Source organism: Chryseobacterium sp. MA9, from assembly GCF_024399315.1.
GTDB lineage: Bacteria > Bacteroidota > Bacteroidia > Flavobacteriales > Weeksellaceae > Chryseobacterium.
This window is the reverse complement of the sequence record NZ_CP075170.1, coordinates 4004207-4030405: the sequence shown is the minus strand read 5'-3', so window position 1 is coordinate 4030405 and position 26199 is coordinate 4004207. Positions and strand designations below refer to the sequence as shown.

The 26199-nt window shown below is 36.2% G+C and carries 24 protein-coding genes; 11 read left to right on the top strand and 13 right to left on the bottom strand.

Annotated elements, in window-relative coordinates; translation table 11 throughout:
* Positions 1-3: 3 nt before the first annotated feature.
* The 7 genes from paaC to KIK00_RS18355 form a co-directional block, all read right to left on the bottom strand.
* Positions 4-753 carry a 1,2-phenylacetyl-CoA epoxidase subunit PaaC gene (gene paaC, locus KIK00_RS18385; protein ID WP_255813768.1) on the bottom strand — a complete coding sequence of 250 codons (750 nt, stop codon included), beginning with the start codon at positions 751-753 and terminating at the stop codon, positions 4-6.
* Between the two features lie 101 nt (positions 754-854).
* Positions 855-1136, bottom strand: coding sequence for a 1,2-phenylacetyl-CoA epoxidase subunit PaaB (gene paaB, locus KIK00_RS18380; protein WP_034712733.1), 282 nt, complete (start codon positions 1134-1136; stop codon positions 855-857).
* A 12-nt stretch (positions 1137-1148) separates the two neighbouring features.
* A complete protein-coding gene (locus KIK00_RS18375) occupies positions 1149-1751 on the bottom strand; it encodes a hypothetical protein (RefSeq protein WP_255813767.1) in 603 nt (200 codons plus the stop codon).
* Between the two features lie 7 nt (positions 1752-1758).
* Positions 1759-2697, bottom strand: coding sequence for a 1,2-phenylacetyl-CoA epoxidase subunit PaaA (paaA, locus tag KIK00_RS18370; protein ID WP_255813766.1), 939 nt, complete (start codon positions 2695-2697; stop codon positions 1759-1761).
* 85 nt (positions 2698-2782) lie between these two features.
* Positions 2783-3868: a 2Fe-2S iron-sulfur cluster-binding protein gene (locus KIK00_RS18365; protein ID WP_255813765.1), complete on the bottom strand. Its 1086-nt coding sequence runs from the start codon at positions 3866-3868 to the stop codon at positions 2783-2785.
* The gene (locus KIK00_RS18360; protein ID WP_255813764.1) at positions 3868-5184 is read right to left on the bottom strand and encodes a phenylacetate--CoA ligase family protein; all 1317 of its coding nucleotides are present in this window, start codon (positions 5182-5184) and stop codon (positions 3868-3870) included. Before KIK00_RS18360 ends, KIK00_RS18365 begins: the two co-directional genes overlap by 1 nt.
* A gap of 173 nt (positions 5185-5357) precedes the next feature.
* On the bottom strand, positions 5358-5936 hold the full coding sequence (locus KIK00_RS18355; RefSeq protein WP_255813763.1) for a TetR/AcrR family transcriptional regulator: 579 nt from the start codon (positions 5934-5936) through the stop codon (positions 5358-5360).
* A gap of 372 nt (positions 5937-6308) precedes the next feature.
* Here KIK00_RS18355 and clpB point away from each other — a divergent pair, with 372 nt between their 5' ends.
* From clpB to KIK00_RS18310, 9 genes are all read left to right on the top strand, one after another.
* Entirely contained in the window at positions 6309-8903 is a 2595-nt protein-coding gene (gene clpB, locus KIK00_RS18350; RefSeq protein ID WP_255813761.1) for an ATP-dependent chaperone ClpB, read from the top strand.
* A 136-nt stretch (positions 8904-9039) separates the two neighbouring features.
* Entirely contained in the window at positions 9040-9192 is a 153-nt protein-coding gene (locus tag KIK00_RS18345; RefSeq protein WP_255813760.1) for a hypothetical protein, read from the top strand.
* Between the two features lie 210 nt (positions 9193-9402).
* Positions 9403-9960 carry a hypothetical protein gene (locus tag KIK00_RS18340; protein ID WP_255813759.1) on the top strand — a complete coding sequence of 186 codons (558 nt, stop codon included), beginning with the start codon at positions 9403-9405 and terminating at the stop codon, positions 9958-9960.
* A 25-nt stretch (positions 9961-9985) separates the two neighbouring features.
* The gene (locus tag KIK00_RS18335) at positions 9986-10630 is read left to right on the top strand and encodes a hypothetical protein (protein ID WP_255813758.1); all 645 of its coding nucleotides are present in this window, start codon (positions 9986-9988) and stop codon (positions 10628-10630) included.
* A gap of 32 nt (positions 10631-10662) precedes the next feature.
* Complete coding sequence (locus KIK00_RS18330; RefSeq protein WP_255813757.1) at positions 10663-11394, top strand: sensor histidine kinase; 732 nt, start codon at positions 10663-10665, stop codon at positions 11392-11394.
* The gene (locus KIK00_RS18325) at positions 11391-12032 is read left to right on the top strand and encodes a response regulator transcription factor (RefSeq protein ID WP_255813756.1); all 642 of its coding nucleotides are present in this window, start codon (positions 11391-11393) and stop codon (positions 12030-12032) included. The genes KIK00_RS18330 and KIK00_RS18325 overlap by 4 nt, the downstream gene beginning before the upstream one ends.
* 246 nt (positions 12033-12278) lie before the next feature.
* The gene (locus KIK00_RS18320) at positions 12279-13283 is read left to right on the top strand and encodes a zinc metalloprotease (protein WP_255813755.1); all 1005 of its coding nucleotides are present in this window, start codon (positions 12279-12281) and stop codon (positions 13281-13283) included.
* Positions 13284-13806: 523 nt separating this feature from the next.
* Positions 13807-14820, top strand: coding sequence for a zinc metalloprotease (locus KIK00_RS18315; RefSeq protein ID WP_255813754.1), 1014 nt, complete (start codon positions 13807-13809; stop codon positions 14818-14820).
* Positions 14821-14927: 107 nt separating this feature from the next.
* Positions 14928-16337 carry a phosphatase PAP2 family protein gene (locus KIK00_RS18310; protein ID WP_255813753.1) on the top strand — a complete coding sequence of 470 codons (1410 nt, stop codon included), beginning with the start codon at positions 14928-14930 and terminating at the stop codon, positions 16335-16337.
* Between the two features lie 36 nt (positions 16338-16373).
* Here KIK00_RS18310 and KIK00_RS18305 read toward each other — a convergent pair whose 3' ends face one another.
* From KIK00_RS18305 to KIK00_RS18295, 3 genes are all read right to left on the bottom strand, one after another.
* Entirely contained in the window at positions 16374-18239 is a 1866-nt protein-coding gene (locus tag KIK00_RS18305; RefSeq protein ID WP_255813752.1) for a M1 family metallopeptidase, read from the bottom strand.
* A gap of 106 nt (positions 18240-18345) precedes the next feature.
* Entirely contained in the window at positions 18346-20715 is a 2370-nt protein-coding gene (locus tag KIK00_RS18300; RefSeq protein WP_255813751.1) for an outer membrane beta-barrel family protein, read from the bottom strand.
* A 174-nt stretch (positions 20716-20889) separates the two neighbouring features.
* Positions 20890-21723 carry a GLPGLI family protein gene (locus tag KIK00_RS18295; RefSeq protein ID WP_255813750.1) on the bottom strand — a complete coding sequence of 278 codons (834 nt, stop codon included), beginning with the start codon at positions 21721-21723 and terminating at the stop codon, positions 20890-20892.
* A gap of 116 nt (positions 21724-21839) precedes the next feature.
* Between KIK00_RS18295 and KIK00_RS18290 the strand changes: the two genes are divergently transcribed.
* Positions 21840-23162, top strand: coding sequence for a sensor histidine kinase KdpD (locus KIK00_RS18290; protein WP_255813749.1), 1323 nt, complete (start codon positions 21840-21842; stop codon positions 23160-23162).
* Positions 23152-23838, top strand: a complete 687-nt coding sequence (locus KIK00_RS18285; protein ID WP_255813748.1) for a response regulator transcription factor — start codon at positions 23152-23154, stop codon at positions 23836-23838. Before KIK00_RS18290 ends, KIK00_RS18285 begins: the two co-directional genes overlap by 11 nt.
* A gap of 4 nt (positions 23839-23842) precedes the next feature.
* Here KIK00_RS18285 and KIK00_RS18280 read toward each other — a convergent pair whose 3' ends face one another.
* From KIK00_RS18280 to KIK00_RS18270, 3 genes are all read right to left on the bottom strand, one after another.
* Positions 23843-24670, bottom strand: a complete 828-nt coding sequence (locus KIK00_RS18280) for an endonuclease/exonuclease/phosphatase family protein (RefSeq protein ID WP_255813747.1) — start codon at positions 24668-24670, stop codon at positions 23843-23845.
* A 66-nt stretch (positions 24671-24736) separates the two neighbouring features.
* Complete coding sequence (locus KIK00_RS18275; RefSeq protein ID WP_255813746.1) at positions 24737-24940, bottom strand: hypothetical protein; 204 nt, start codon at positions 24938-24940, stop codon at positions 24737-24739.
* Positions 24937-26199, bottom strand: coding sequence for a S8 family serine peptidase (locus KIK00_RS18270; RefSeq protein ID WP_255813745.1), 1263 nt, complete (start codon positions 26197-26199; stop codon positions 24937-24939). The genes KIK00_RS18275 and KIK00_RS18270 overlap by 4 nt, the downstream gene beginning before the upstream one ends.

The window sequence follows — 26199 nt, the reverse complement described above, 5'->3', positions numbered from 1 at the left end:
TTATTACCAGGTACACCCAGGATACGCTCTCTGCATATACTGAAGCTCACAAAGAATAAATCCGAAATACTCTGTATGATATCCCGTTCTTGATTTTGGCTGCATGAAAGGATTTACAGGATATTCTAAACCGAAATCTGCAAAATCTTTCTTGGTAATGGCAAGGAATTCTTCGTAAAGAGCATCTGCATTGGGAGCAATGTTCAAAGAAATAAGATCATCTTCGCCTTCTGTTTTAGCAAAAAGACCTTTTGTATATTCCCAGATGTCTTCAATTGCTTTTACGACACGTGATTTGCTTTCTTCTGTTCCCTGGGCGAAAATTTTCATCCATGATGCAGCATGAGTATAATGATATCTTACTTCTTTTAATGATTTCTGAGCAATAGCCGAAAGTTCTTCATCTGCAGAGTTTGACAATGCCTCGTACATCAGTTTCTGATACACAGCAAAAACGTACACTTTCAGAATGGTCTGAGCATAATCTTCGTTTGGAAGTTCTGTCCAGTGTGCATTTACATATTCATGCTCGTATCTTAAAAAGGCTAAATCATCTTCACTTTTACCGTTGTCTATTACTCTTGAAGCGTAAACATAAAAGTTATTAGCCTGGCCCAGCTCATCCAGCGCAATGTTTGTCAATGCAATATCTTCCTCTAAATAAGGACCTTCACCGCACCATGCAGACAAACGCTGCCCCATAATGAAACTGTCGTCTGCTAGTTTTAATAAATAATTATATAATGGGTTCATTGTTTAATCAATTTAAAGACGGATAGATGATAGATGGATAGAAAATAGACAAGTAAACCTTAAGGTCTTTTATCTATCTGTCTATTATCTCAAAAGTCTTATTACATATTTTTTACATCGTTTGGAATGTCGTAGAAAGTTGGGTGACGGTATAATTTATCATCAGCCGGATCGAAGAATGCTTCCTTGTCAACTCCTTCTGAGGTCACAATATATTTGCTTGGAACTACCCAAACAGAAGTTCCTTCTTTTCTTCTTGTATAAACATCTCTTGCGTTCTGCAAAGCCATTTCTGCTGTTGGTGCCTGTACAATTCCAACGTGTTTGTGAGATAATCCCGGTTTAGTTTGAATAAACACTTCCCACATATCTAATTGACTCATTATCTTATTTTTTTAATCTAACTTAATATTGAAATTTGCTTCAATGTATTTTAAAATTATCATGAAACTTTCATATTCATCAATTCCTGGAGTATTTTCTAAATAACTTTCAGGATTAGAATAATGAAATTCATTCTCTTTATTATTTGACTTGTATTTTACTAAAAAATCGACACCGTCCGTAATACTGTGTTCCCGGGTAAACAATACATACCCTTTTTCATCATTATCATATACTGCCTTCGATTGGGACATTTTATATCTGAAAAGGTCTTCTTTAGGAAGATAACCGATATTCATGGCTTCTAAAGTTACAAAAGCTTTCTCAAGTACATCTTTAGATTTTAGTTGTGTAACTTTACCTGGTATCATTTTAGATTCACCTTTGCTTATATAGTAAGGTAAAAACCACTGTATCAATTCAGCTTTCCAATCCTTATCTTTTCCCTGATAAATTCTGAAAATTTTTCCTCCGATTGCAGTTCCGGGGCCTTGATAAATTCTTATTTCCTTCTTATTTTCTATTGTAAAAGGGATATTTGCAAGTCTGTCTATATCCTGTCCTTTCAAAACTGAAATAATAAAGAAAAATAATACCTGAAATAAGATCTTCATTAATCTTTTAGTTTACCTTTCCGTTTTGTTTCTCTGCAAAAGCTATCGCCGCTTCTTTCACCCAGGAATTTTCTCTTTGAGCTTTTCTCTTGGTTTCGATACGCTTTTTGTTGCAAGGACCATTTCCTTTTAAGATTTCCATAAACTCATCCCAAGGAAGCTCTCCGAAATCATAATGTTGTCTTTCCTCATTCCATTTCAGGTCTTTATCCGGGACAGTCAATCCTAAGAATTCAGCCTGAGAAACGGTAACATCAATAAATCTCTGGCGAAGGCTGTCATTACTTTCTCTTTTTACTCTGTAATTCATAGAGATCTTCGAGTTCGGTGAGCTGTCGTCATTGGGTCCGAACATCATTAAAGCCGGCCACCAGAAACGGTTCAATGAAGCCTGAGCCATTTCTTTCTGTTGTTTGGTACCACGGCAAAGCGCCATTAAAATCTCATATCCCTGTCTTTGGTGGAAAGATTCTTCTTTACAGATTTTCACCATTGCTCTGGAATAAGGGCCGTAAGAATTCCCCATCAGCATTACCTGGTTCATAATGGCTGCCCCATCTACCAGCCAACCGATAGCTCCTATATCTGCCCAGCTTAAGGTAGGATAGTTGAAAATACTTGAGTATTTTGCTTTTCCTTCCAGCATATCATCATAAGTAGCATCTCTGTCTGCTCTGATGCTTCCGTCTCCTAAAGTTTCTGTTGCAGAATAAAGATATAATCCGTGACCTGCTTCATCCTGAACTTTAGCTAAAAGGGCCATTTTTCTTCTCAATGAAGGTGCTCTGGAAATCCAGTTAGCTTCCGGCAGCATTCCTACAATTTCAGAATGGGCGTGCTGTGAAATCTGACGAACCAATAGCTTTCTGTAATCATCGGGCATTACATCTTTTGGTTCTACTTTATTTTCGTCATGTACGTATTGTACAAATTTTTCTAAGTCCATAATTTTTTCAATTTAGCAATGTATCAGTCTAGCAATGTACCAATGATTGTTACACTGGCAAATTGTTACATTGTTACATTAATTTTTAAACATCATAATTAAGCATCACCACATTTGTTGTCGGGTGACATTGACAGGTAAGAACGAAGCCTCTGGCTACTTCTTCTTCGGTAAGTGCGTAGTTTTTCTCCATGAAAACTTCTCCTTCCAAAACTTCCGCTTTACACGTACAGCACACTCCTCCTTTACATGCAAAAGGCACAGGAAGATTGTCTTTCAATGCTTTATCTAAGATACTCTCTTTTTTAGAATTAAGATGGAACGAATATTCATCATCATCAATGATTACCGTTACCATACTTTCAATATTGGCAATGGCCTTGAATTCATCGCTCATTTCCTCCGTATTTTCTTCATCAGGAGCAGTGAAATATTCAAATAACACCTGGATAGCAGGTACTTTTTTATCTTTTTTCAGGTAATCTGCGATTCCTTTGATCATATCTGCAGGTCCACAAATGAAATAAGTAGCTTCTCTTACATCAATATCTGTGTATCTTTCAAATAACTGCTCTAATTTTTCAGAAGAAATTCTTCCTTCAAAAACGGGATCTTCATGTTTTTCACGGCTTACCAGATAAATGACTTTCAATCTTCCATTGAAATGTTCTACCAGTTTATCTATTTCAGCTTTTCTTAAAATATGATTCATGCTTCTGTTACTATAGAACAGGTAAGCAGTACTTTTGGGTTCCTGATAAAGGCTTTCTTTAATATTGGATAAAACAGGAGTAATTCCGCTTCCTGCAGCCAAACCAACGTAAGTTTTTACGTTTGTAGGATGATAAGAAGTGTTAAAACCACCCATTGGAGGCATTACTTCCAGTACTTCATCCATGTGAAGATGCTCATTGAAATAGCCTGATACTTTGCCACCTTCAAGCAGCTTTACCAATACTTCCAGCGTATTGCTCTTTTCACTCGGAGCATTACAGATAGAGTAAGAACGTCTTTCTTCATTTCCGTTGATCATCATTCGGAAATTCAGATACTGTCCTTGTTTAAATCTGAATTTATCTTTCAGTTCTTCAGGAATTTCCACCGCCACACTGACTGCTTCGGAAGTGTCTTTCTGAACTTTAACTGTTTTAAGTTTATAAAATGAATTCATTATTTTTTAAGTATTCTATTAATTTTTCCACCTTCGCACTTCGGCAGGCTGTCCTGGGCATGAACTTTCACTTTCGTTGTGATTCCTACCCGCTTTTTTATTTCGTTTTCTATGTTTTTTCCAAAGTTCCCGACAAAATTAAAATAATCATCGGTATTTGCTTCTATTTTTTGCGTCTTTACCAGCTCATCATCAATTTCAATGTCAATATCCAAAGCGACACACATATGTTCTTTTTCAATAGGCGTAAGATAGTAATTGGGCACCACTCCTTCCACATAGGAAAAAGCATCTTCAATCTGGCTTGGATAGACATTTACTCCTCTTACGATCAGCATATCATCTGCTCTTCCGACAATGGGTTTCATTTTCACCATTGTTCTTTTAGCATTTTCATCATAGTAAAGGCTTGTAATATCATTGGTCCAGTAACGAAGAAGTGGCATTGCTTTCTTCGTTAATGTTGTAATCACCAATACACCTTCTTCTCCGAAAGGAACCGGCTGTTTGGTAACCGGATCTAAAATTTCAGGGTAAAAATGATCTTCCCAGATATAAGAACCTCCTTTTTCTTCGAAATCCTCCATCGAAACTCCGGGACCGATAATTTCGCTCAACCCATAAATATTAGTTGCATGAACACCTAATCTTTCTTCAATGTGGCCTCTGATAATTTCCGTCCATGGCTCTGAGCCCAGCACAGCATATTTAAGACTGATTTCATCTGCAGAAATTCCTCTTTTGGCAAATTCATCTGCAATAGTCAAAGCATATGATGGAGAGCAGCAGATCACTTCCGGCTTAAAATCTACAATCAGATCTACCTGTCTCGCCGTCATTCCTCCCGAAATAGGAAGAACACTCATCCCCAGTTTTTCTGCTCCGTAATGAAGTCCTAATCCTCCTGTAAAAATCCCATAACCATAAGCATTATGCAGCTGCATTCCCGGTTTCGCTCCTGCAGCATTTAAAGATCTTGCTACTACTTCGCTGAAAAGGTCTACATCTTCTTTGGTGTATCCTACCACCGTTGGTTTTCCTGTTGTTCCGCTTGAGCAGTGAATGCGCTGAAGCTCATTTTTAGGAACGGTAAATAAACCAAATGGATAGTTATCTCTTAAATCCTGTTTATAAGTAATAGGAAGTTTCCTGATATCTTCAATCGACCTTATATCCTGAGGAAATATTTGTAATTCATCAAATTTCTTTTTATAAAATTCCGACTTCTCCCCCAAATAGCTGATCAAACTCATCAACCGGTCGGATTGAAGCTGTCTCAACTGACCCAGCTCCAGATATTCAACTGCAAAATCCATAAAACTAACTAACATTTGTTAGGTGTAAATTTAAAAAGATTTTGCTATCTGACAAAATTTTTATGACTTTTGTCAGATTTTGAATGATTCTAAATAACAAAATATAAGCTGAGCTACTTAATTTTGTAAAAAGTATAATGTAAAATATACTAACGATTCCTTTCTATCAAAGGCTATGACCTTTGATTTCCCAATAAACCGAAAAGAATTTTTTCCCTGATTTCATCAGTAATTTTATCAGTAGAATCGCTGCTTCTTTTGAACCAGAAATAAGAATTATTTAAAGTATGAAGGATAAATCTTGTAGTAAATGATGGTGATTTCAGTTCCCAGTTTTCTGCACTGTAGATCTCAGAAATCAGTTTTTCAACTTCCTGCTGATAATTTTTTCTCAGCTCTACAAATTCGGGAAGCCTTTCTTCCAGATGTCTCCATTCATTGGAATAAATATGAGTGACATCACGGTTTTTAAGAACAACGGATAGGTGTTTATCCAGTAGCAAATTCAGTTTTTCCCTTGGAGCAATATCTGTATTTTTTACTTCCTGAAGTTCATCGAAAAACTCCTGAGCAATGCCGAAACAAATCCATTCCAGAATTTCTTCCTTTGAACGGATGTGTGCATACAGCGATGCCGCCTTGATATTGAGTTTCGTAGCCAGGTCTCTTACCGAGCTTCCCATATACCCTTTCTCTTTGAAAAGCTCTACTGCTACATCTAATATTTTTCTCTGTTTTTCTTTTAGTTCCATCTGGTAAAATGCAAAAGTAATTATTCTAAAATAAAAAGCTGAAATTTAACACTTGGATCAAGCAAATTCACCCGTTTTCAAATTTATCCCATAGAAGTTCCTTATCATGGTATGACTAATTGTTCATGGATTTCAAAGAAATTATTACGAAATCGGAAAATTTGTCAAGTTAAATTTCCGTTAAAAATACAATATCCGGAAAATTTGTCCTATTTTTTTGTAAATTTAATAATTGAACACTTTTTGCGATACAATCATCGAATAAATGATTAAATAATTGATGGCATTAAGAAACTGAGCCTCAAAATTTGGTTTCTTGATGTTTTTTAAAAACTAAACTTTGAACAAATCATTACCAAAAATCTATAAAATATGAACTTGAACCAATATACAGTAAAATCACAGGAAGCCATCCAGGCAGCACAACAGATTGCCATGGAATTGGGTAACCAAAGTATTGAACCTCAACATCTCCTTGAAGGAATCTTCCAGGTGGATGAAAATATATCGCCTTTCCTACTAAAGAAATCTGAAGCAGATGCCAATTTAGTAAGAGAGCGAAACCGTGAAAATCTAGAAAAACTTCCAAAAGTACAGGGAGGAAACATCTATCTTTCACAATCTGCCAATAAAGTATTGCTGGACGCACCCAACATCGCCAAAAAGATGGGTGATGAATATGTAACTATTGAGCATTTATGGCTATCTCTTTTAGAAACCAGCTCGGAAGTTTCCAAAATGCTGAAAGATATGGGAGTAACCAAAAATTTGTTGGAAGGCGCTATCAAAGAATTAAGAAAAGGAAGTAAAGCTACTTCTGCAAGTTCAGAAGAAACTTATCAGTCCTTAAATAAATATGCTAAAAACTTCAACGAATTAGCAGCAGAAGGCAAACTGGATCCAGTAATCGGACGTGATGAAGAAATCAGAAGGGTTTTACAGATCCTTTCCAGAAGAACAAAAAATAATCCAATCCTAATCGGGGAACCTGGTGTAGGTAAAACAGCCATTGCTGAGGGAATTGCCCACAGAATTATCAACGGTGACGTTCCAGAAAACCTGATGGATAAAACACTATTCTCATTGGATATGGGAGCTTTGATCGCCGGAGCCAAATACAAAGGTGAGTTTGAAGAGCGTTTGAAATCCGTTGTGAATGAAGTCATTAAATCTGACGGACAGATTATTCTTTTCATTGACGAAATCCATACTTTGGTAGGAGCCGGAGGTGGTGAAGGAGCCATGGACGCTGCGAACATCTTAAAACCAGCTTTGGCAAGAGGAGAGTTAAGAGCCATTGGAGCCACTACTTTGAATGAATATCAAAAATATTTTGAAAAAGACAAAGCATTGGAAAGACGTTTCCAGAAAGTAATGGTGGAAGAACCGGATACTGAATCTGCTATTTCCATCCTTCGTGGTATTAAAGATAAATATGAAGCTCACCATAAGGTAAGAATCAAAGATGAAGCAATTATTGCGGCTGTGGAAATGTCTCAAAGATATATTTCAGACCGTTTTCTGCCGGACAAAGCCATTGACCTTATTGATGAAGCTTCTGCTAAACTGAGAATGGAAATCAATTCCAAGCCGGAAGAACTGGATGTTCTGGACAGAAGACTGATGCAGCTGGAAATTGAATTGGCTGCCATTTCAAGAGAAGGCAATCAGACCAAAATTGATCATCTGAAGGAAGATATTGCAAAAATTTCCGAGCAGAGAAATGAGATCAATGCCAAATGGCTGAAAGAAAAACAAAAAAGTGAAGATCTTACCCAGATCAAAAAAGATATTGAATCTCTGAAACATGAGGCAGAAAGAGCTTCCAGATCCGGAGATTATGCAAAAGTAGCGGAAATCCAATACGGAAAACTTCGTGAAAAAGAGGATGAGCTTACCAAAATGGAGCTTGAAATGCAGAACCATCAGAATGAGCTGATCAAAGAAGAAGTTACTGCAGAAAATATCTCTGAAGTGATTGGTAAATGGACAGGTATTCCTGTAACCAAATTACTGCAATCTGAAAGAGATAAGTTATTGAATCTGGAATCTGAACTGCATCACAGAGTGGTAGGACAGGATGAAGCCATCCAAGCAGTTGCAGATGCTATCAGAAGAAACAGAGCCGGATTGAGTGATGATAAAAAGCCTATTGGTTCATTCTTATTCTTAGGAACAACCGGAGTGGGTAAAACCGAGCTGGCAAAAGCATTGGCTGAGTTCTTATTCGATGATGAAAACAACATGACCAGAATTGATATGAGTGAATATCAGGAACGCCACAGTGTTTCGAGATTGGTAGGAGCTCCTCCGGGATATGTAGGATACGATGAGGGCGGACAATTGACTGAGGCGGTAAGAAGAAGACCTTATTCCGTAGTGCTTCTGGACGAAATTGAAAAAGCACACCCTGATGTTTTCAACACATTGCTTCAGGTTCTGGATGATGGGCGTCTGACAGACAATAAAGGACGTGTGGTTAATTTTAAAAATTCAATCATCATTATGACCTCGAATTTAGGCTCACACCTGATTCAGGAGAATTTTGAAAATCTTACTGAGGAAAACCAGGATGAAATTGTGGATAAAACGAAAGATGAAGTTTTTGATCTTTTGAAACAGACTCTGCGTCCGGAATTCCTGAACAGAATTGATGAGATCGTACTCTTCCAGCCTTTAAGAAAAAAAGAAATCGGAAAAATCGTTCAGTATCAGTTGAGAGGCTTCAATGAAATGTTGTCTAAACGAAACATCATTATGACTTTCACTCAGGATGCGGTAGATTATTTGATGGAGAAAGGCTACGATCCTGCTTTCGGAGCAAGACCGTTGAAAAGAGTTATCCAACAGGAGGTATTAAACAAACTTTCCAAAGAAATTCTTGCAGGAAATGTAAATGACGGAGACAGAATTACTCTGGATTACTTTGTAGAAACAGGTTTGGTTTTCAGGCCTACTGAACAATAAAATAGTTTTTTTTCATATACATTATTTTTGTGAATAAGTGCTGTAGAACAATCTGCAGCACTTATTTTTTTATATTTTTCCTTATTAAGTGAAATAATGGTATATTTACTCTACTAATAACTAAAATAAAATCAGTATGAAAAAGCTTAAGAGAAAAGATTTAAAGAATATCGACGGCGGAATTATTGCCGCCATCATCATGTGTGACGAAAATATGAACTGTCCTCCTAATCTCTGCTGTACAACCGGAAACATTTGCAAGGACCGGAGAAGATATCCATGCATTTAAAAAAGCGGAGAAATATACTTTCTCCGCTTTTTTATGGAGTAAAACTGCGTTTGATTTACCTTAAATTGTTACACTTTACATGCAATCCGTAAAAACACGGTAAAAATAACAGTATAATTCCCAATTCGCTAATACATTTTCTAGCATATTTTTTCCGAAATTTGCATATTACATATTAATTGAATTTCATCCGTAAAATATTGCTAAGCTATGAATACAGAATCAAACAATCCGCTACAACCTGGAATAATGTCAAATAGTCTTATCCAGGCTCTGATTGACAATTACCGTCAAAATCATTTAAATGTTATCAATGCCGCTTTAGGAATAGAAGACGCATATTCCATTTGGTTTGACCTTCCGAAATTAAAAAATTTTATAGCAAAAATTGAAGAGGAAGCTGCAAAAGTAAATCCTGATACCTCTGCAGAAGATCTGGGAATCAGATTTTATTATGCTACTTATCCGAAGCAGGAAAACTGGTCTATAATGGACTCCCACCCTGTACCAGTAGAATATGCCGGAAGACATACTTTAGTGATGATTCCAACAGTGAAAAAAGCCAGTGAAACAGGAGAGCTTGCTGACTTTGATTTTAACCCTTTCCAAGCTAATGGTGAGAATTCAAATTTAGCATTAAACTCGCGCAATTTCACTCCATCTGGTAATGATGATGGTGACGGAGGACCTCTTGGCGATGACACCGGTCTTGGAGAGAACAATGGAGTGCTTGTTCCACCAAAAGCTCCTATAGGCCAGTCTTATTAATTGTAATATATATACTTAACACTGTATGACAGAGTTCCAGGAATTTGCACAAAAAAGTCTACTTTGGGCTGAAGGACTTACTGCAGTCATAGCACTCATCCATTATAACCGTTTAAAAGAACAACATTGGAAACTTTTTGTGTTTTATCTGGTATTTATTTTTCTTGGGGAAGCTTACGGTAAATGGGGAAGCTTTGTCCATTTTACCAAAGCTCAGTATTATAACTACCTTTTAATGCCAATCCAGTTTATATTTTTTTACTGGTTATATGCTGCAAAATCTTTAGGAAAACTCAGATTATTTTGGATATTATCCATTTTATATCTGCTTTCATTTATCCCCAACGAATTATATTTTTCCAAAAGTAAAATTGTATTTGCTTTCAATTATACTTTTGGCTGCCTTATTTTGATGCTTTTGGTAATAATGGAGTATTACAAACAAATTACTTCACAAGAGATTCTCAATTTCAATAAAAACAAAATGTTTTACATTAATCTTGGTATTACACTATCATATATAGGAACCTTACCTTTCATGGCATTTCTATCACTTCTGGTAAAATACAAGGAAATCTGGGATATATATTTTAGTTATTTTCTGATCTCAGTTTCAGTAATGTATATCTTATTTGCAAGTTCATTTATATGGGGAAAACAGAGCTCTTAACAGTTATCATTCTATTTAACATACTCTTTGTTATGTTTGTAACGGCAGTACTAATCTATATCCGAAGCTACAGACAGCGCAAAAAAGAATATCTGAGTGAAATTGAGATGAAAAATGAAATTCATCAGAGAGAGCTCTTGGCCACTCAACTGGAAATCCAGCAGGCCACCATGCAGCAGATCGGCCGGGAACTGCATGATAATATCGGACAGAAACTAACCCTTGTCAGCCTGTATGTACAGCAGATGCTGTATGAAAACAAAGTTTCTGAAGCAAGTGAAAGAATAGATCAGGTTTCACAAATCATTAACCAGTCTCTTCAGGATCTTCGGAGCTTATCAAAAACATTGACGGATGACAACATCAACCAGAAGGAAATTGTAACTTTGATACAGGAAGAAGTGGACAATACCAATTCTTTCAAAAAGTGTATTGTCAGCTTTGAACATAATTTTAAACAACTTGATTTAGGCTTTGTTCATAAAAATATGCTGCTCAGAATCACTCAGGAGTTCATTCAAAACAGCATAAAACATTCCCGTTGTAAAAATATTTTTATTGGCCTGAATACTTCAGAAGACGTCCTTTGGGAACTTGATATCCGTGATGACGGAATTGGGTTTGATACTTCACAGATTAAATCCAACGGAATAGGTCTTACGAATATGAAAAACAGAGCTGAAATCATAGGAGCAAATTTTCATATGGAAAGCCAGAAAAATACAGGAACCCACATCAATATTATCTTAAAAAAGCAGTCATGAAGAAATCTATTGTAATTGTTGACGACCATATACTTATTGCAAAAGCCCTGGAAGGCATTATTGGTAATTTCAACGAGTTTGAAGTGATCTATGTATGCGAAAACGGAAAAGACCTCATCCAAAAAATTGAAGAAGGAAATACCATTCCGGACATCATTCTTTTGGATATCAGTATGCCCATTATGGACGGCTTTGAAACCGCTGCCTGGCTTACAAAAAATCATCCTGCCATTAAGATTATGGCGCTTAGTATGCAGGGCGACGACAACAGTGTGATCAAGATGATCAAAAGCGGAGCAAAAGGTTACCTTCTAAAAAATACCCACCCAAAAGATCTGGAAACAGCACTTACCCGATTGAGCAGTGATGGCTTCTTTTATCCGGACTGGGCTTCTAAAATTATTTTCTCTAATCTTAATAAAGAAACAGAAGCTGAAATAGCCATACGAATTTCCGACAGAGAAAAAGAATTTCTTAAATACACCGTAACAGAACTCAGCTATAAGGAAATTGCGGACAGAATGTGCTGCAGCCCAAGAACAGTGGAAAGCTATCGCGATCAGCTTTGTGAAAAGTTGGATTTGAAAACCCGTGTCGGGCTCGCTGTTTTTGCTATTAAAAATGGCTTTGCAAACTAAAATTCATCATAAAAAAAATCTTTTAAAAATAAATTTAAACGAAAAGTATTCATAAAAATCAATCAAAAACAAAAAAAAATAACACATTTTATAATATTGATTAAAATTCAACAACTTGCAAATAATATTAAACTATAACCAACTAAACAACAAAATAATTATACATTTTACAAAGAAATAAGAAAAACATTTGCATATCAATTTTAAATAATATAATTTCACATCCTCAACCTAAATGATTTTGATATGAAAAAACTATTATTTGGAGCTCTTATGCTCAGTTTAATGGCTGCATGTAACAATGACAGCATTACCAATCAAAACGAAAACACAACCGACGAAGCAGCAACTACTGCAGGGCTAGCCCAAAGAGGCTGTGCTTCTGAAGAAATTAGACAGGAAGCATTGAAAAAAAGTCCTGAACTTCAACAAAGGTTTTCCGCGTTGGAAACCAATACAGAAAAATTCGCAAATGATCTGAAAGTTGGAAAAGTTCTTGCCGATGGGACGGTAGAAATCCCTGTCATTGTAAATGTAGTATACAAAACTACAGCAGAAAATGTTTCTGATGCAAGAATCGCTGAACAGATTGCAGTATTGAATGCTGACTATTCTGGCACCAACAGTGATGCAAACAAAATACCCACCGAATTTCAACCTGTAAGTTCTGGTGATACAAAAGTAAAATTCAGACTGGTAAATACCATTAGAAAATCCACCACAAAAACAAGCTGGGCTACTAATGATGATATGAAAAAAGCATCCAAAGGAGGAATTGATGCTACTAATCCTACCAATTACCTAAATATTTGGATCGTAGGGAAAATGACAAGCCAAGGCCGTACAATTCTTGGATATGCTACTTTCCCGGAATCTGCTGGATTATGGAATGACGGTGTTGTAATTGGTGCTCCTTATTTTGGAAAAACCGGTGCATCTTCACCTTTCAATCTTGGAAGAACCGCAACACATGAAGTAGGCCACTATTTAAACTTAAGACACATCTGGGGAGATGCTAATTGCGGAAACGACCTGGTAAGCGATACTCCTACACAAACTACAGCGAATTACGGAAAACCTTCTTACCCTCTATACAATACTTGCAGTGGTGTACAAAGATCTGTAATGTTTATGAACTACATGGATTATGTAGATGATGCAGCTATGTTTATGTTCTCTTCAGGGCAAAAAACAAGAATGCAGTCTGTAGTAGCCTCTTCTGGCGCAAGATCAGGATTAAGAGTTTATTAATACATATTTTTAAATTATATAAAAAAATCTATCCCAAATTTGGGATAGATTTTTTTATACCTATTCCCGTTCGGTTTTTAGGAACAAACGATAAAAATGAGTGTTAAAATAAGAAAACCATTACATTTAACTTGGGCCCTTTTCAAAACATAAGTATTCAGGTTTTTGTAAGCTTTCATTCAGAACATATTATTAGGGAAAAAGCATAAAAAAGAAATCGAACAGAAAATCCGCATCTTATCCCTCGCATTTAAGATTGTATTACAGATTGATTTATTATAAAAAATATTCTACAAATCATAAGAAAATATAAAATTATTTACTTTTAAAAATACACTTAAACGTGAAATATAAAACAATTAATTAAAATTAATTAAAATTCAAAATAAACGCAATTGTTTTACGACAACACTAATCAAAATACTTATTACGTAAGCATTTGTCAATTATTTTATAAAATAACTTGCATATCAATTTTAAATACTATAATTTCACCTCCACAACCAAATTATATTATAACGATATGAAAAAATTCCTATTTGGAGCCCTTGTTCTGGGCTTTATGTCGGCATGTAACACCGACAACTTATCCAATCAAAATGAAACGCCTCTGGATCAGGAATCGTCTGTTCCAAGCGCTCTTAAAAGAAGCTGTCCTTCGGAAGGAATAAGACAAGCAATGCTTCTGAAAAATCCTGCACTAAAACAAAAAATGGCAGACATTGAATTCGGTACTGAAAAATTTGCAGAAAACCTTAAATTAGGAAAAGTTCTGGCAGATGGAACCGTTGAAATTCCAGTAGTTTTTAACGTAATTTATAACACTTCCGCTCAAAATGTTTCCGATGCAAGAATCGCAGAACAAATTGCTGTATTGAATGCTGATTATGGTGCTACCAATTCTGACATTAATAAAATTCCTTCGGCATTTCAACCTTCAGCAGCGGGAGATGTAAAAATCCGTTTCAAATTAGTAGCTACCAACCGTAAACAGAGTACAAAAACAGGCTGGAGATCTGATCTTGAACAAATGAAAAAAGCGAGCACAGGTGGTATTGATGCAACTGATGTGACTAAAAATATGAATATATGGGTTGTCAATTCAATTCTTGACGAAAACAACCAGCCTGGAACTTTAGGCTATGCTTATTACCCGGAAAATGCAGGACAGTGGTATGATGGTCTTGTAATAGGATACCAATATATAGGAAAAACCGGTGCTTCTGCTCCGTTCAACTTAGGAAGAACAGTAACCCATGAAGTAGGGCATTACCTAAACCTTCCACACCTATGGGGATCTTCCGATACAGGCTGTCAGACAGATTACTCTAATGATACACCAGTGTCTCCAGGCCCTAACTATGGGAATCCTACCTATCCTCTGAACAGAGTTTGTGGCGGGGTAAGCCGTTCTCAGATGTTTATGAACTATATGGATTATGTGGATGACAAATCTATGGTAATGTTCTCTGCTAACCAAAAAACAAGAATGCAGGCTGTAGTAGCAGCATCCGGACCAAGATCTGGCTTAAGATAATCAACAACATAGTTGAAATATTATAAAAACATTAAAATAGTCTATCTCAATTTTTGGGATAGATTTTTTTAATATTTTTACGTGACTTAAATTTCAGCACCATTACGATGAAAAAATTCGCATTAGCATCAGGAATACTATTGCATTTATATTGTATTAAAGCTCAGGATACAATCAAAATTAAAACACAGGATACTATCCAGGTCAGGAATCTCAAGGAAGATCTCACATTAATAAATTCCGGTTATGCTATTCAGGAGAAGACTCCTTTTTTCAAAAAAGAATGGGTGAAAAAATCAGTGGCTCCGGCCATTCTTTTTACTGCCGCTGCTGCAACATGGGGAGAGAAAGAGAATATCCGCGAGGTAAGAAACCGATACCTTCCCAATTTCAAAGTCAAATTTGATGATTATCTTCAGTATGCTCCGGCAGCAACTGTTTACGGATTAAAACTGGCAGGTGTAAAGGGCCGGAATAATATTGGAAGAGCAACCTTATCTTATGGTACAAGTTTAGCCATCATGGCTATTTTAGTGAATTCTATTAAATATACGACAAAAGTTGAACGTCCAGATGGATCCAAAAATAATTCATTTCCATCAGGACATGCTGCAATGGCTTTTACCAATGCAAGTTTTCTACATAAAGAATATGGTATGGTAAACCCAGCCTACAGTATTGCAGGGTATGGTTCTGCCGCCATTACCGGACTTGGCCGAAATTTAAATAACAGACACTGGGTTCCGGATATTCTTGCCGGGGCTGGTATCGGAATTATATCAACCGAACTGGGGTATTTTTTTATTGATAAAATTTATAAAAATAAGGGAGATAATCTAAGCATCTTATCCAGAATACAAGGAAACGATTATCCTTCTTTTCTCGCCCTGAAGATGGGTACTGCACTAGGTACAACCAATTTCCTGAGAGAATCTGAATTGGATGATAAAAAACAGATAGGTTTTGAAGGCGGATTGGAGGGAGCTTATTTTTTTTCAAAAAAATGGGGTGTAGGTGCTGATATAGCCTTCAGCAGCTTCCCTATTAAATCCCAAAGAATAACCTTTGATGACGAGCAGGATTTTGGAGACCATGAAATTAAAACACAATCCATGGGTTTCCTGGCTGCAGGCATTGGGCCTTATTTTTCCCATGAATTCTCAGATAAATGGCAACTTACTTTAAAGCTTACCGGAGGATATGCTGCTACTGCCAGTGGAAAAGTATTTGTAAAAGGAAATGATATTGACGCTCCTAATCACGAGCTTCAGATAGCCCGGTATAAGCCCAAACCTGCTTTCCGCTGGAACACAGGAGCTGCTATGACCTACAAGTTCAATCCGGGATTGGGACTTACTTTCTATACAGATTACAATCAGATCAACTCTACGATCCGTTATTACTTCAGTGATGAGATTAAGGAAAGTGCGGAGCTGGATCAGGAACTTAACAACTTGATTGCTAAAGAAAAAATCAATTATATTACGTTAGGTTTAAGATTAACCGCCTATTTTTAAAAATACAAAAGCCTTCAGGATCTGAAGGCTTTTACTTTATAAGTTTTTCTGGTTATTTTCCGGGGTATAATCCATAAACAGATCTCCATCCAGCTTTACAGATTTTACTTTCTTCTTAATAGGAATCACAAGATCGGTAAGTTTCTGATCTTTTTCCCAAACAGAAGGAGAGAAATGCAGTTTTTCTGTAGTACCATCTTCATAAGATAATAGAGCATCAAACGGAATTGCAAATCCGCCTACATTTGCTATGTTTACAGTAAGCATATCATTAATCTGCGATGCACCTGTTACTTTTAAATCAATATAATTATTGGTATAAAACCAATTTTGGAAGAACCAGTTCAGATTTTTCCCAGACCCGGTATTCATAGAGTTAAAATAATCCCATGGAACCGGATGCTTTCCGTTCCAGTTATCCATATAATGATGTAATGATTTTTTGAACAGTTCGTCTCCTAAATAATCTTTCAAGGCCAGGTAAGACAAAGAGGCTTTCACATAAGAATTGTTTCCATATCCTGAACCGCTCACCTGTGTACTCATCGTAATCACCGGCTGATCCTGTTCTGCTGAAGGATCATTGATCCATCTTTTAACACGGAAGTTTTTATAAAATTCTTTGGCTGCATCTTCTCCGTTTTCATCAATTCCTATAAGATATTCTAGGGTGGTAGCCCAGCCTTCATCCATAAATGCATACCTTGTTTCATTGATTCCCATATAAAAAGGGAAATAGGTATGGGCAATTTCATGGTCTGCTGTAAGCCTTGCATCTTTAAGATCATCAGGAATACTGGTATCATTAATCATCATAGGATATTCCATATCTGCATAACCCTGGATAGCCGTCATTACGTTGTAAGGATATTCTACTCCAGGCCAGTTTTTCGAGAACCAATCAAGGTTATAACGCATCCAGTCTACATAGTGCTCAAAATCTTTCGCACCATTTTTATATCCTGCCTGAATGCTTGCTCTTTTTGATTTTAACTGAACACTTGCCGCATCCCACACATAATGGTTACTCATTGCAAAACAAAAATCTGTGATGTGGCTGGCTTTAAACTTCCAGATATTCCACTTATTCTGCTTTGTTACTTTTCCAGACATCATTTCCTGCTCTGTAGCAATATGCATCAGCTTATCACTTTTCAAGGAAGCTTTATATCTTTTTAAATATTCCGGCTGAAGCACTGCTTCCGGGTTCAGGAAATCTCCTGTTGCCCAAACTACAAAATTCTTTGGTGCGGTGATGGCAAAACTATAATCATTGAAGTCGTTATAAAACTCCTGTCTGTCTGAGTGTGGAAGCATATCCCACCCGTTGTAATCATCATATACAGAAATTCTTGGAAAAGAATAGGCTACATAGAATGTTTCAGGATCTATCTGCCCTTCTCTCCCACTTTGTACTGAAAGCGGATATTCCCATTCAATTTTTACTTCAGCTTTTGATTTAGACTTTAAAGCTGTTTTTAATTTTACTTTTTCAACGGTACTCCAATCGTCACTGTTGATCTCATATTTTACACTGTTTACAGTAAAAGACTTAATTTTCAGTCCGGATGAAAGGAAATCTTTAGACACAAATCCTGATCTTGGCGACTGTGGTTTATGAAGGTTATTCACAAAACGTATAGCCAGTTCATTCAGACTATCCGGGCTGTTGTTCGTATAGACAATTGTTTCTTTTCCGGAAACCATTTTTGTATTGGCATCCACCTTCACATCCACATTATATGTTCCTTTATTCTGCCAATAGTTTTTACCTGGCGCTCCGGAGATATCACGGGTCCCATTTTCATATGCTTTTTTTATATTCCTCGGCATATACAATTCCTGAGCTGACAATTGCAGTAAAGAAACTGCTATCAGCATCCCGGAAAAAATTTTCTTCATAACGACCTTTTTAAAGATAGGTATCAAAAATAGCGAAAATGTGACATCAAGGAATCATTTCTTTTGTAATAATATTTTATTGTAATTAGTTTTATAGTAAATTATTTTACAATCTGTCTTGTTCTGCAGTCTTCTTAATTGTTTTGGCATTTTTTACAGACTGATTTCCAAAGTTGAATTTCAATGAAAAGGAAATGCCTTGCGCATCCGTATAATCGAGAAAATAATTATCCTGATTCGCATATTTTGTACTTACTTTCTGACCTGTTGTTCTGAAAATATCAGTGAATATAAGACTTGCTTCCAGTTTTTTATTAAAGAACTTTCTGTTCATTACAAAATATGCAGACCAGACAGCAGAAATCTTAAAAGTCCCTTGTATTCCCGGAGAATAGTAGCGATGTCCCATTTCCATTTTCCAATCATTGTTTTTATCCAGAGTAAAGCTTGTTGAGATATTGGAGACCCAGTTCCAGACTTTATTTTTATACAGCATTCCGTCAGTTCCCTTGAAATAATTTTCGTTGTGTTCAAGGTTTTCAGACATGATGATATTCCACCATGGTTTGACCTGAAAGTTTTTGTACAGACTAAGTCCGAAAGCTTCTCCTTTTTCAATATTGGTAAAATAATAAATGAGACTATTGGTGCTCGGTTCCTGATAGGAGATTTCCATAGACGGATATATTTCTTTCCGGTAATACAGATCCAGATTCCAGTCTTTCCAGGAATAGGTAAGATTGAGATTATGGGTGATTGTTGCTTTTAACTTCGGATCTCCCTGATAATATGAAAACAGATTATAATAAGATTTCGCAGGATTCAACCATGAATAGGAAGGTCTGCTGATTCTTTTCCCATAAGAAAAACCAAATTCCTGCTTATTTTCTGTGGTATATTGTACATAAAAAGTGGGGAAAAATTTCCAGTAATTGCTTTTATTCAATTCATAAGGTTCAGAAACTACTCCTTCAAGATCTGTCATTTCCGCCCGAAGCCCTCCTTTAAAATTCCATTTTCCAATGTTATAGGCTAATGAAGAATACAGTGCAAAATTGCGTTCTTTATAATCAAAGATACTACTCTTTTCTGGTCGGTATTGCAGTACTCCATTTTCATTATCAGAGAAATCAAGTTTACTGTTTGTTTTTACAAAACTATATTTTGCTCCGGATTCAAGCTCCAGCTTATCATCTTTCCATTGATAATCGAATTGCGTGGAATATAGCTGAACATCCGCTTTGTTTTTTGTAAGGAAGTTATCTTCTTTTGGAAGCTGGCCTGCAAAGTTCAGATTGGTGATTACATTCTGGTATTTATCGGCGTTGTTTCCGGTAAAATAACTGATCCATGAGAGACTGCTTTTCTTATTGAATTTCCGATCTATCTGAAAACTTACAGAATTATTAATGGAGCGTGAGCGGTGATCGTTGATCGTGGTATAATTAGATTCTACAATATCCTGATTATTATAGATCAGTGTAGGAACATTGTAAGTCCCGAAGGATTTTGGAGAAAAATACCCTGAGTAGTTGAGGCTTGCATTGGTCAAACTGTCCAATTCATATTCCACATTAAAATTCAGGGTATTCTGGTTATTGTTTTTATCCTTCCTGTTCATTGTACTTACCCATCGGGTTTGGCTTTCCGGATAGTTCACATAATCTGTTCCTTCCCGGTAGTACGTTCCCAGCCCTTTATAATAGCTTCCCATAATGGAAAGTTTATCTTTTTTATAATATTGAGAAAGACCAAAAACACCTTTCGCATATTGTGTCTGCACATATTTGGATGAGAGAATTCCGCGGTAGCCTTCAATTTTATTCTTTTTCAGAACGATATTCAGGACTGCGCTTCCAGAGGCTTCATATTTTGCGGGCGGATTGGTAATCACTTCTACTGATTTTACATCATCTCCCTGTGTGTTCTCCAGAAGGTTTTTAAGCTCATCTCCCGTCAGCATTACCTTTTTATCATTAATGGTCACTAAAATCCCGGTACTTCCCTTTACACCGAGTACATCATTATTTATTGTGACACTCGGTGTATTTTTTAAAATTTCCCAGGCATTGAGTGATGAAATATTACTGTTTTCCACATTAAATTCCAGGCGGTCAACCTTTCTTTTCACCAAAGGTTTTCGTTTCGTCATTACCACTCCTTCTATTTCCTGGGATTCCTTTTTAAGAACGATATTCAGAGGCTTAGGTTCTTTCAAATCCAGTTTTTCCTCAAATAAAGAATATGCCTGATTTTTAACAACCAGTTTTACATCCTGCTCTGCTATGTTCTCCAGTACAAACTTCCCATTCTCATCCGTTTTTAATTCTTTGATTAATTCATTTTGAGCATTGTACACTTCCACCTTTACAGATGAAAGCTTTTCGTTTTCGGTGTTCACAACTGTTCCTCCTATTTTTTGTTTCTGGGCAAGAATCAAAACTGGAAAACACAGAAAAAAAAGAATTTTATACATGGCTAATTTTTTATCCTTTCAAACAAAACCTATGTTCTGTTCTGAGGGTACAAAATTCTATATTGAAAGGGAGAATTTCGGTTAACGGTGGGTTAATGATAGGTTAATATCTTTTCTTTAAAATAAGAAAACCTGAATTCGGAAATTCAGGTTTTTAAAATCAATACAATATTTTTATGGATAAGGAATTATTTTATCCAGTTCTATTGGATTATAATATTTTTTTATGTTGATCTGCGTTTGCTTGGTCAACCCTGCAAACTCTTCTTTACTTTTGATTTGCTGTCCATTAATGCGTACATTCCAGTCCGGCTGAAATTCGGTTCTCATTCTGGCATAAGGATCATTATAAAACTCCAGATTCAGCTTCACCCATTTCTTAAAGTCAATGACAATAGGAGCCAATGAATAATGCTTTTCGAGAAAGCGTGTTGTATCATATGTTTTGGAGAGATTACTATTTCGCGAGAAAGAATATATAAAATCTTTCTTATCATCTTCCACATACAGAACCAATCCTGGAAGTCCTCTAAATTTATACGGCCCTTCAGGAATGTTGATATCCGGAGTAAACCATGCAGTCCAGTTTCTTCCTCCAAATATGGCAGTTGCTTTTTGCAAATTATAATTGTTGATCTTTTTAGTATCAGCCTCTATTTTCCACTGAACATTATCCTCCGTTTCAAAAACATAATAATAGGGCATCATCATAATCTGAACAAAGTTTTTGTTTTTATTGGAATTTCTTTTTCGTAGAATGGTCTGTCCGGACTGGCTGGTATGCTGAGAAGTCATTCCTCCATGAAGAATATTCAGAGAATCGTTTGTTAAAAATTCAAATTCATAAAATTTCACTTCTCCAGGATTGATATCCAGTACCATTTCTTCTTTATCATAACTTGTATCTTTAGGATCAGGCCTGTATTGAAGCTCATATATAAAACGATGGGTTTGGGCATTGATGACCATCCCAATCAACAGAATAAAAAAAATAAATATCTTTTTCATTAAATAGGCTTTTAATTTTCTAAAATTACCAAAAATCATATTAATCATCAGGTTAATAAAAGGTTAATGATAAAAATACTATTTCAGTAAAATGTTAAAACTTTATCTTTGTTTCGATGATAGCCAAGAGTAAAATTCTGATTTCGGTTTTTGCCGCTCTGTTCCTGCTTTTACTTGGGATCCAGGTTTACTTTATGTACAAAACCTATCAGGTAAAAGAGAGGGACATCTACAGATCCGTGAATGACGGGCTTACCAACTATACAGATAACTTGGAAGACATACATGAAGCCAAAGAGAGAAATGATGACTCTTTTCAGGAAATCATCATCAGATATCATAATAAAGAGATCAACAAAAAAAAATTTCTGAATTATTTCATAGAAAACAGGAAATCTGCCAGAGAAAGACTGATCCATTATATTGACAGCCGCTACCAGAAAGACGGTTATGAGATTTCTGCAAGAATAAGATACCTTTCTATTATACACCTTCCGGACAGCGCAAAAGTAATTACTGAACCTATTGTCATTTTTGAAACCCAGGATAAGCTCAAGCATCCACGTATTGCCAGCAACGGAAGCTGGGAAACCTCAACCACCAAAAGAGATGATTCGGATAAAGATCAAGTTGAAAAAAGAAATACTTTTCTTGTCAAAACCCAGACAGATTTTGAGATTAAAAATATAAAGAGTATTGTTTTTAAGGAGCTTACTTTATTGATCATTTGTTGTGTTATACTGCTTTCCGGTGTTCTTTTGCTTTATATTTTCACGATTAGAAACTTGATCCAGCAGCAGAAGCAGGTAGAAGTTCTCCACACCATTGTGGATAACATTTCACATGAGTTTAAAACTCCAATTGCTACTTTAAAAATAGCTTCAAAAGCATTAAAAAAAGAATGGAATCCGGAAACACTTCCTCTTATCGACAGACAGATTTCCCGGCTTGAAAGTCTGATGTTTCAGCTTCATAAAGACGAAATTCAGAATGAAATGACACCCATACAGCCTGAGGACTGGAACTTTTTCATTCAGGATCTTACAGTTACTTATCCTGACATTGATTTTAAACTTGAAAACAAAATTTCACAAAAACTTCCTTTTGATAAAAATCTGATGGAAACGGTCATTAAAAATCTTTGTGAAAACAGCGTAAAATATGGGGCATTTGTTGTGAAAATAAATATCCAAAACAGTTCTCAACAATTAGAAATCGAAGTTTCTGATAACGGTCAGGGCATGGAAACGAAAGAGCTCAACAACATTTTTGAAAAATTCTACAGAATACAGAATAACAATATCCATAACAGTAAAGGGCTTGGACTGGGGCTTTATTTCGTGAAGAAAATCATTACCAACTATGGTGGCAAAACAGAGGTATCCAGCCGGCTTAATTGGGGTAGTACTTTTAAAATATCAATTCCTTATGAAAACTAAAATCCTTCTGGCAGAAGACGATCCGGATTTCGGAATGATTCTTAAGCAGTATCTTGAATTGGAAGATTTTGAAGTCAGCTGGTTTCAGAACCCGGAAGATATAGTACCATTGCTTCAGGCTGATTTTCCTTTTCAGATAGGAATTCTGGATGTGATGATGCCTAATATAGATGGCTTCTCGCTGGCTAAAATGATTATTAAGGAAAGAAGTAGTTTTCCATTGTTATTTTTAACGGCTAAAAACCAAAAAATAGACCGCCTTACCGGATTAAAAATAGGTGCTGACGATTATATCCCAAAACCCTGCGATCCTGAAGAACTTGTTCTACGAATTAAAAATATTCTGAAGAGAACACTTCCCGCTGTTACGGAAAGTCAAATAAAAATCGGAGCGTTTTCATTAGACACCGCCAAACTTCTGTTGTCACATCCTAACGGAAACAACCGTCTGACAATACGGGAACAGGAACTTCTGCTATATCTTCTGAAGCATAATCGTACTATTATTACACGAGATAATATTCTGGATAATCTCTGGGAAACCAATGATTATTTTACCGGAAGAAGTCTTGATGTGTTCATCAGCAGGCTCCGTAAATATTTCAACAGTGATCCTCAAATAAAAATCCAATCCCTGAGAGGAATTGGATTTGAAGTCGATTTTCCAACCAATTGATTTTTTATAGGGAAAGATTCACGATCACCGGGAAATGGTCTGACGGATATAAAAGATTTTCTCTTCTGTCATTGATATGTCGGTGAGATCTTATTTTAAAGCCTTGTGTAAAAATATAATCGATTCTGTCTTTTGGAACTTCATTAACGTTGAAACCTGTGAAAGTTCCTACCGGACCATAATGTTTGGTTTCGGAATGGTAGAAAGTATCTTTCATATTCTGGGAAAGAATTTTAATTGGTTCAGAATCATCCGTCAGGTTAAAGTCTCCACTCAGCGCTACCGGAAGATTTTTTGGATTCAGTTCTTTTATTTTTTTCAGGATCAGTTCGGAAGATTTTACCCTTGCTACATTTCCTACGTGATCAAAATGAAGATTCATAGCGAGGAATTCTTTCTTTGATTTTTTATCTTTAAATACAGCATAGGTACAGATTCTGTTTAATGCTGCATCCCAGCCTTTTGAAGGCTTTTCCGGAGTTTCAGATAACCAGAATGTTCCTGATTTTACGACTTCAAGCTTGTTCGTATCATAAAAAATAGCAGAAAACTCTCCTTTTTCTTTACCGTCATCTCTTCCTACTCCTATGTAGTCATAGTTCTTTAAACCTGTTTTAATATCTTTCATCTGTTCCGGAAGCGCTTCCTGTACTCCGAAATAATCAGGATGATAATAGGTAAGCAAATCTGCAACGTCCTGTTTCCTTTTTGGCCATGCATTATCTTTATCCGACTCTACATTCAGTCTGATATTAAAACTCATTACGGTAAGGTCCTGTGAAAATCCTAATGCAAAAAACATCAGAAACACCATTGAAAGTCTGAAATTCATATATTATTTTATCAGTAAGAGACAAAAATAAAACTTCTCCGCGACAGAAAAGCTTTATTGATGTGATTATATTGTTAAATTATCTTTTTCTTCTTCTATAGATATAAAATACTCCTGAAATTCAGTTTCTGAAACCGGCAGCGAGCTTTCAAGCTTTACAACTCCTATGGTTTTGTAGTGAGAGGCCAGTTTTATGCCTTTATTTTTGAGAAGAGTTTCAAGCTTTTTAAAATTTATATCTTTCTTTAAAACTGCGAGGTAAGTGATCATAAGTATACCTGTATTAAACCGTTTCCAATATCTCTGTATTTTATGCCTTCAATAGGCCTTGCCTTTTTTTCAATCAGTTCCCAGATCTCTTTTGCTGATTTATCCGGAAACTGTTCCATATACAAAGCGGCAAGTCCGGAAACATGCGGCGCTGCCATGCTTGTACCACTCATACTGTAATATAAATTATTTTTGTTCTTTGCGTTTTTAGGATAGGCACTTATAATATCTACTCCGGGAGCACAGACATTGATATTTCCTCCTGTAGAAGGATTGATTCCTGCGTTTGAAAATCTGGCTATCTTCATTTGACTGTCAATAGCTCCAACAGCCATTATAGATTTTGAATTGGCCGGCATTGAAACAGGTTGCGGAATCTGTGGCCTATTGCTGTCATTTCCTGCGGCCGCTATAATAAGGCAGTTATTTTCCAGTGCTCTTTCTCCTATTGTTTCAAAAAGGACGGAAGGCTGATCATCAAGTTTTACAGGAGATGCCAGCGAAAGAGACAGTATTCTGAATTTTTTAGTAATTGCCCAGTCTATGGCGTCTATCACACTACTGGTAGTACCTCTTCCGTTATCTGCCAATACTTTTGCAATCTTCAAATTGCAGCCTCTGGCAATTCCGTAGCGTTTTCCGGTATCATTCCTTGTATTTCCTGTAGCCACGCCAGCACAGTGTGTACCATGTCCGTTGGGATCTCGGTTCCAGTCTTCACCATCTATGAAAGATTTCCCCTCAACTTCTTCAGAGGAAAAATCGGGGTGGGAGGTTTCAAGACCTGTATCCAGAATACAGATGTCAATACCTTTTCCTGTATAATTGGCATTTTCCAGTCCTATCGCTTTTAATCCCCATTCCATCTCAACGAATGATTTTTGAGGTAAAGGCTTATTGGTGATATATTTTTCAAGTTCTGAAATTTTTTCTGCGAGTCCGGCAGACTGTTTTTTAAGTTCTTTGATCAGCTGCAATTCATCTGCAGGAAAAAATTCTCTTTCTTTTTCATAATAAATGATAGAATTAGATTCATTTTTCACGGCACTTTTCAACTGCTCTTCATCCATGTTATCCACCACAAGAATGCCCAGGTTTTTGTAAAGCACGCCGTTGTCCTGATCAATGATTTCATATGAACGGTTTTCTTTAGAGAGAAATTCTGAAGAAGTAATATTCACTTCCAGCTCTTTCTCTATTTTTTTGAGTGCATTTTTCTGCTGATCCTGCAGCAAAACGATATATCTTCCGGTTTCCAT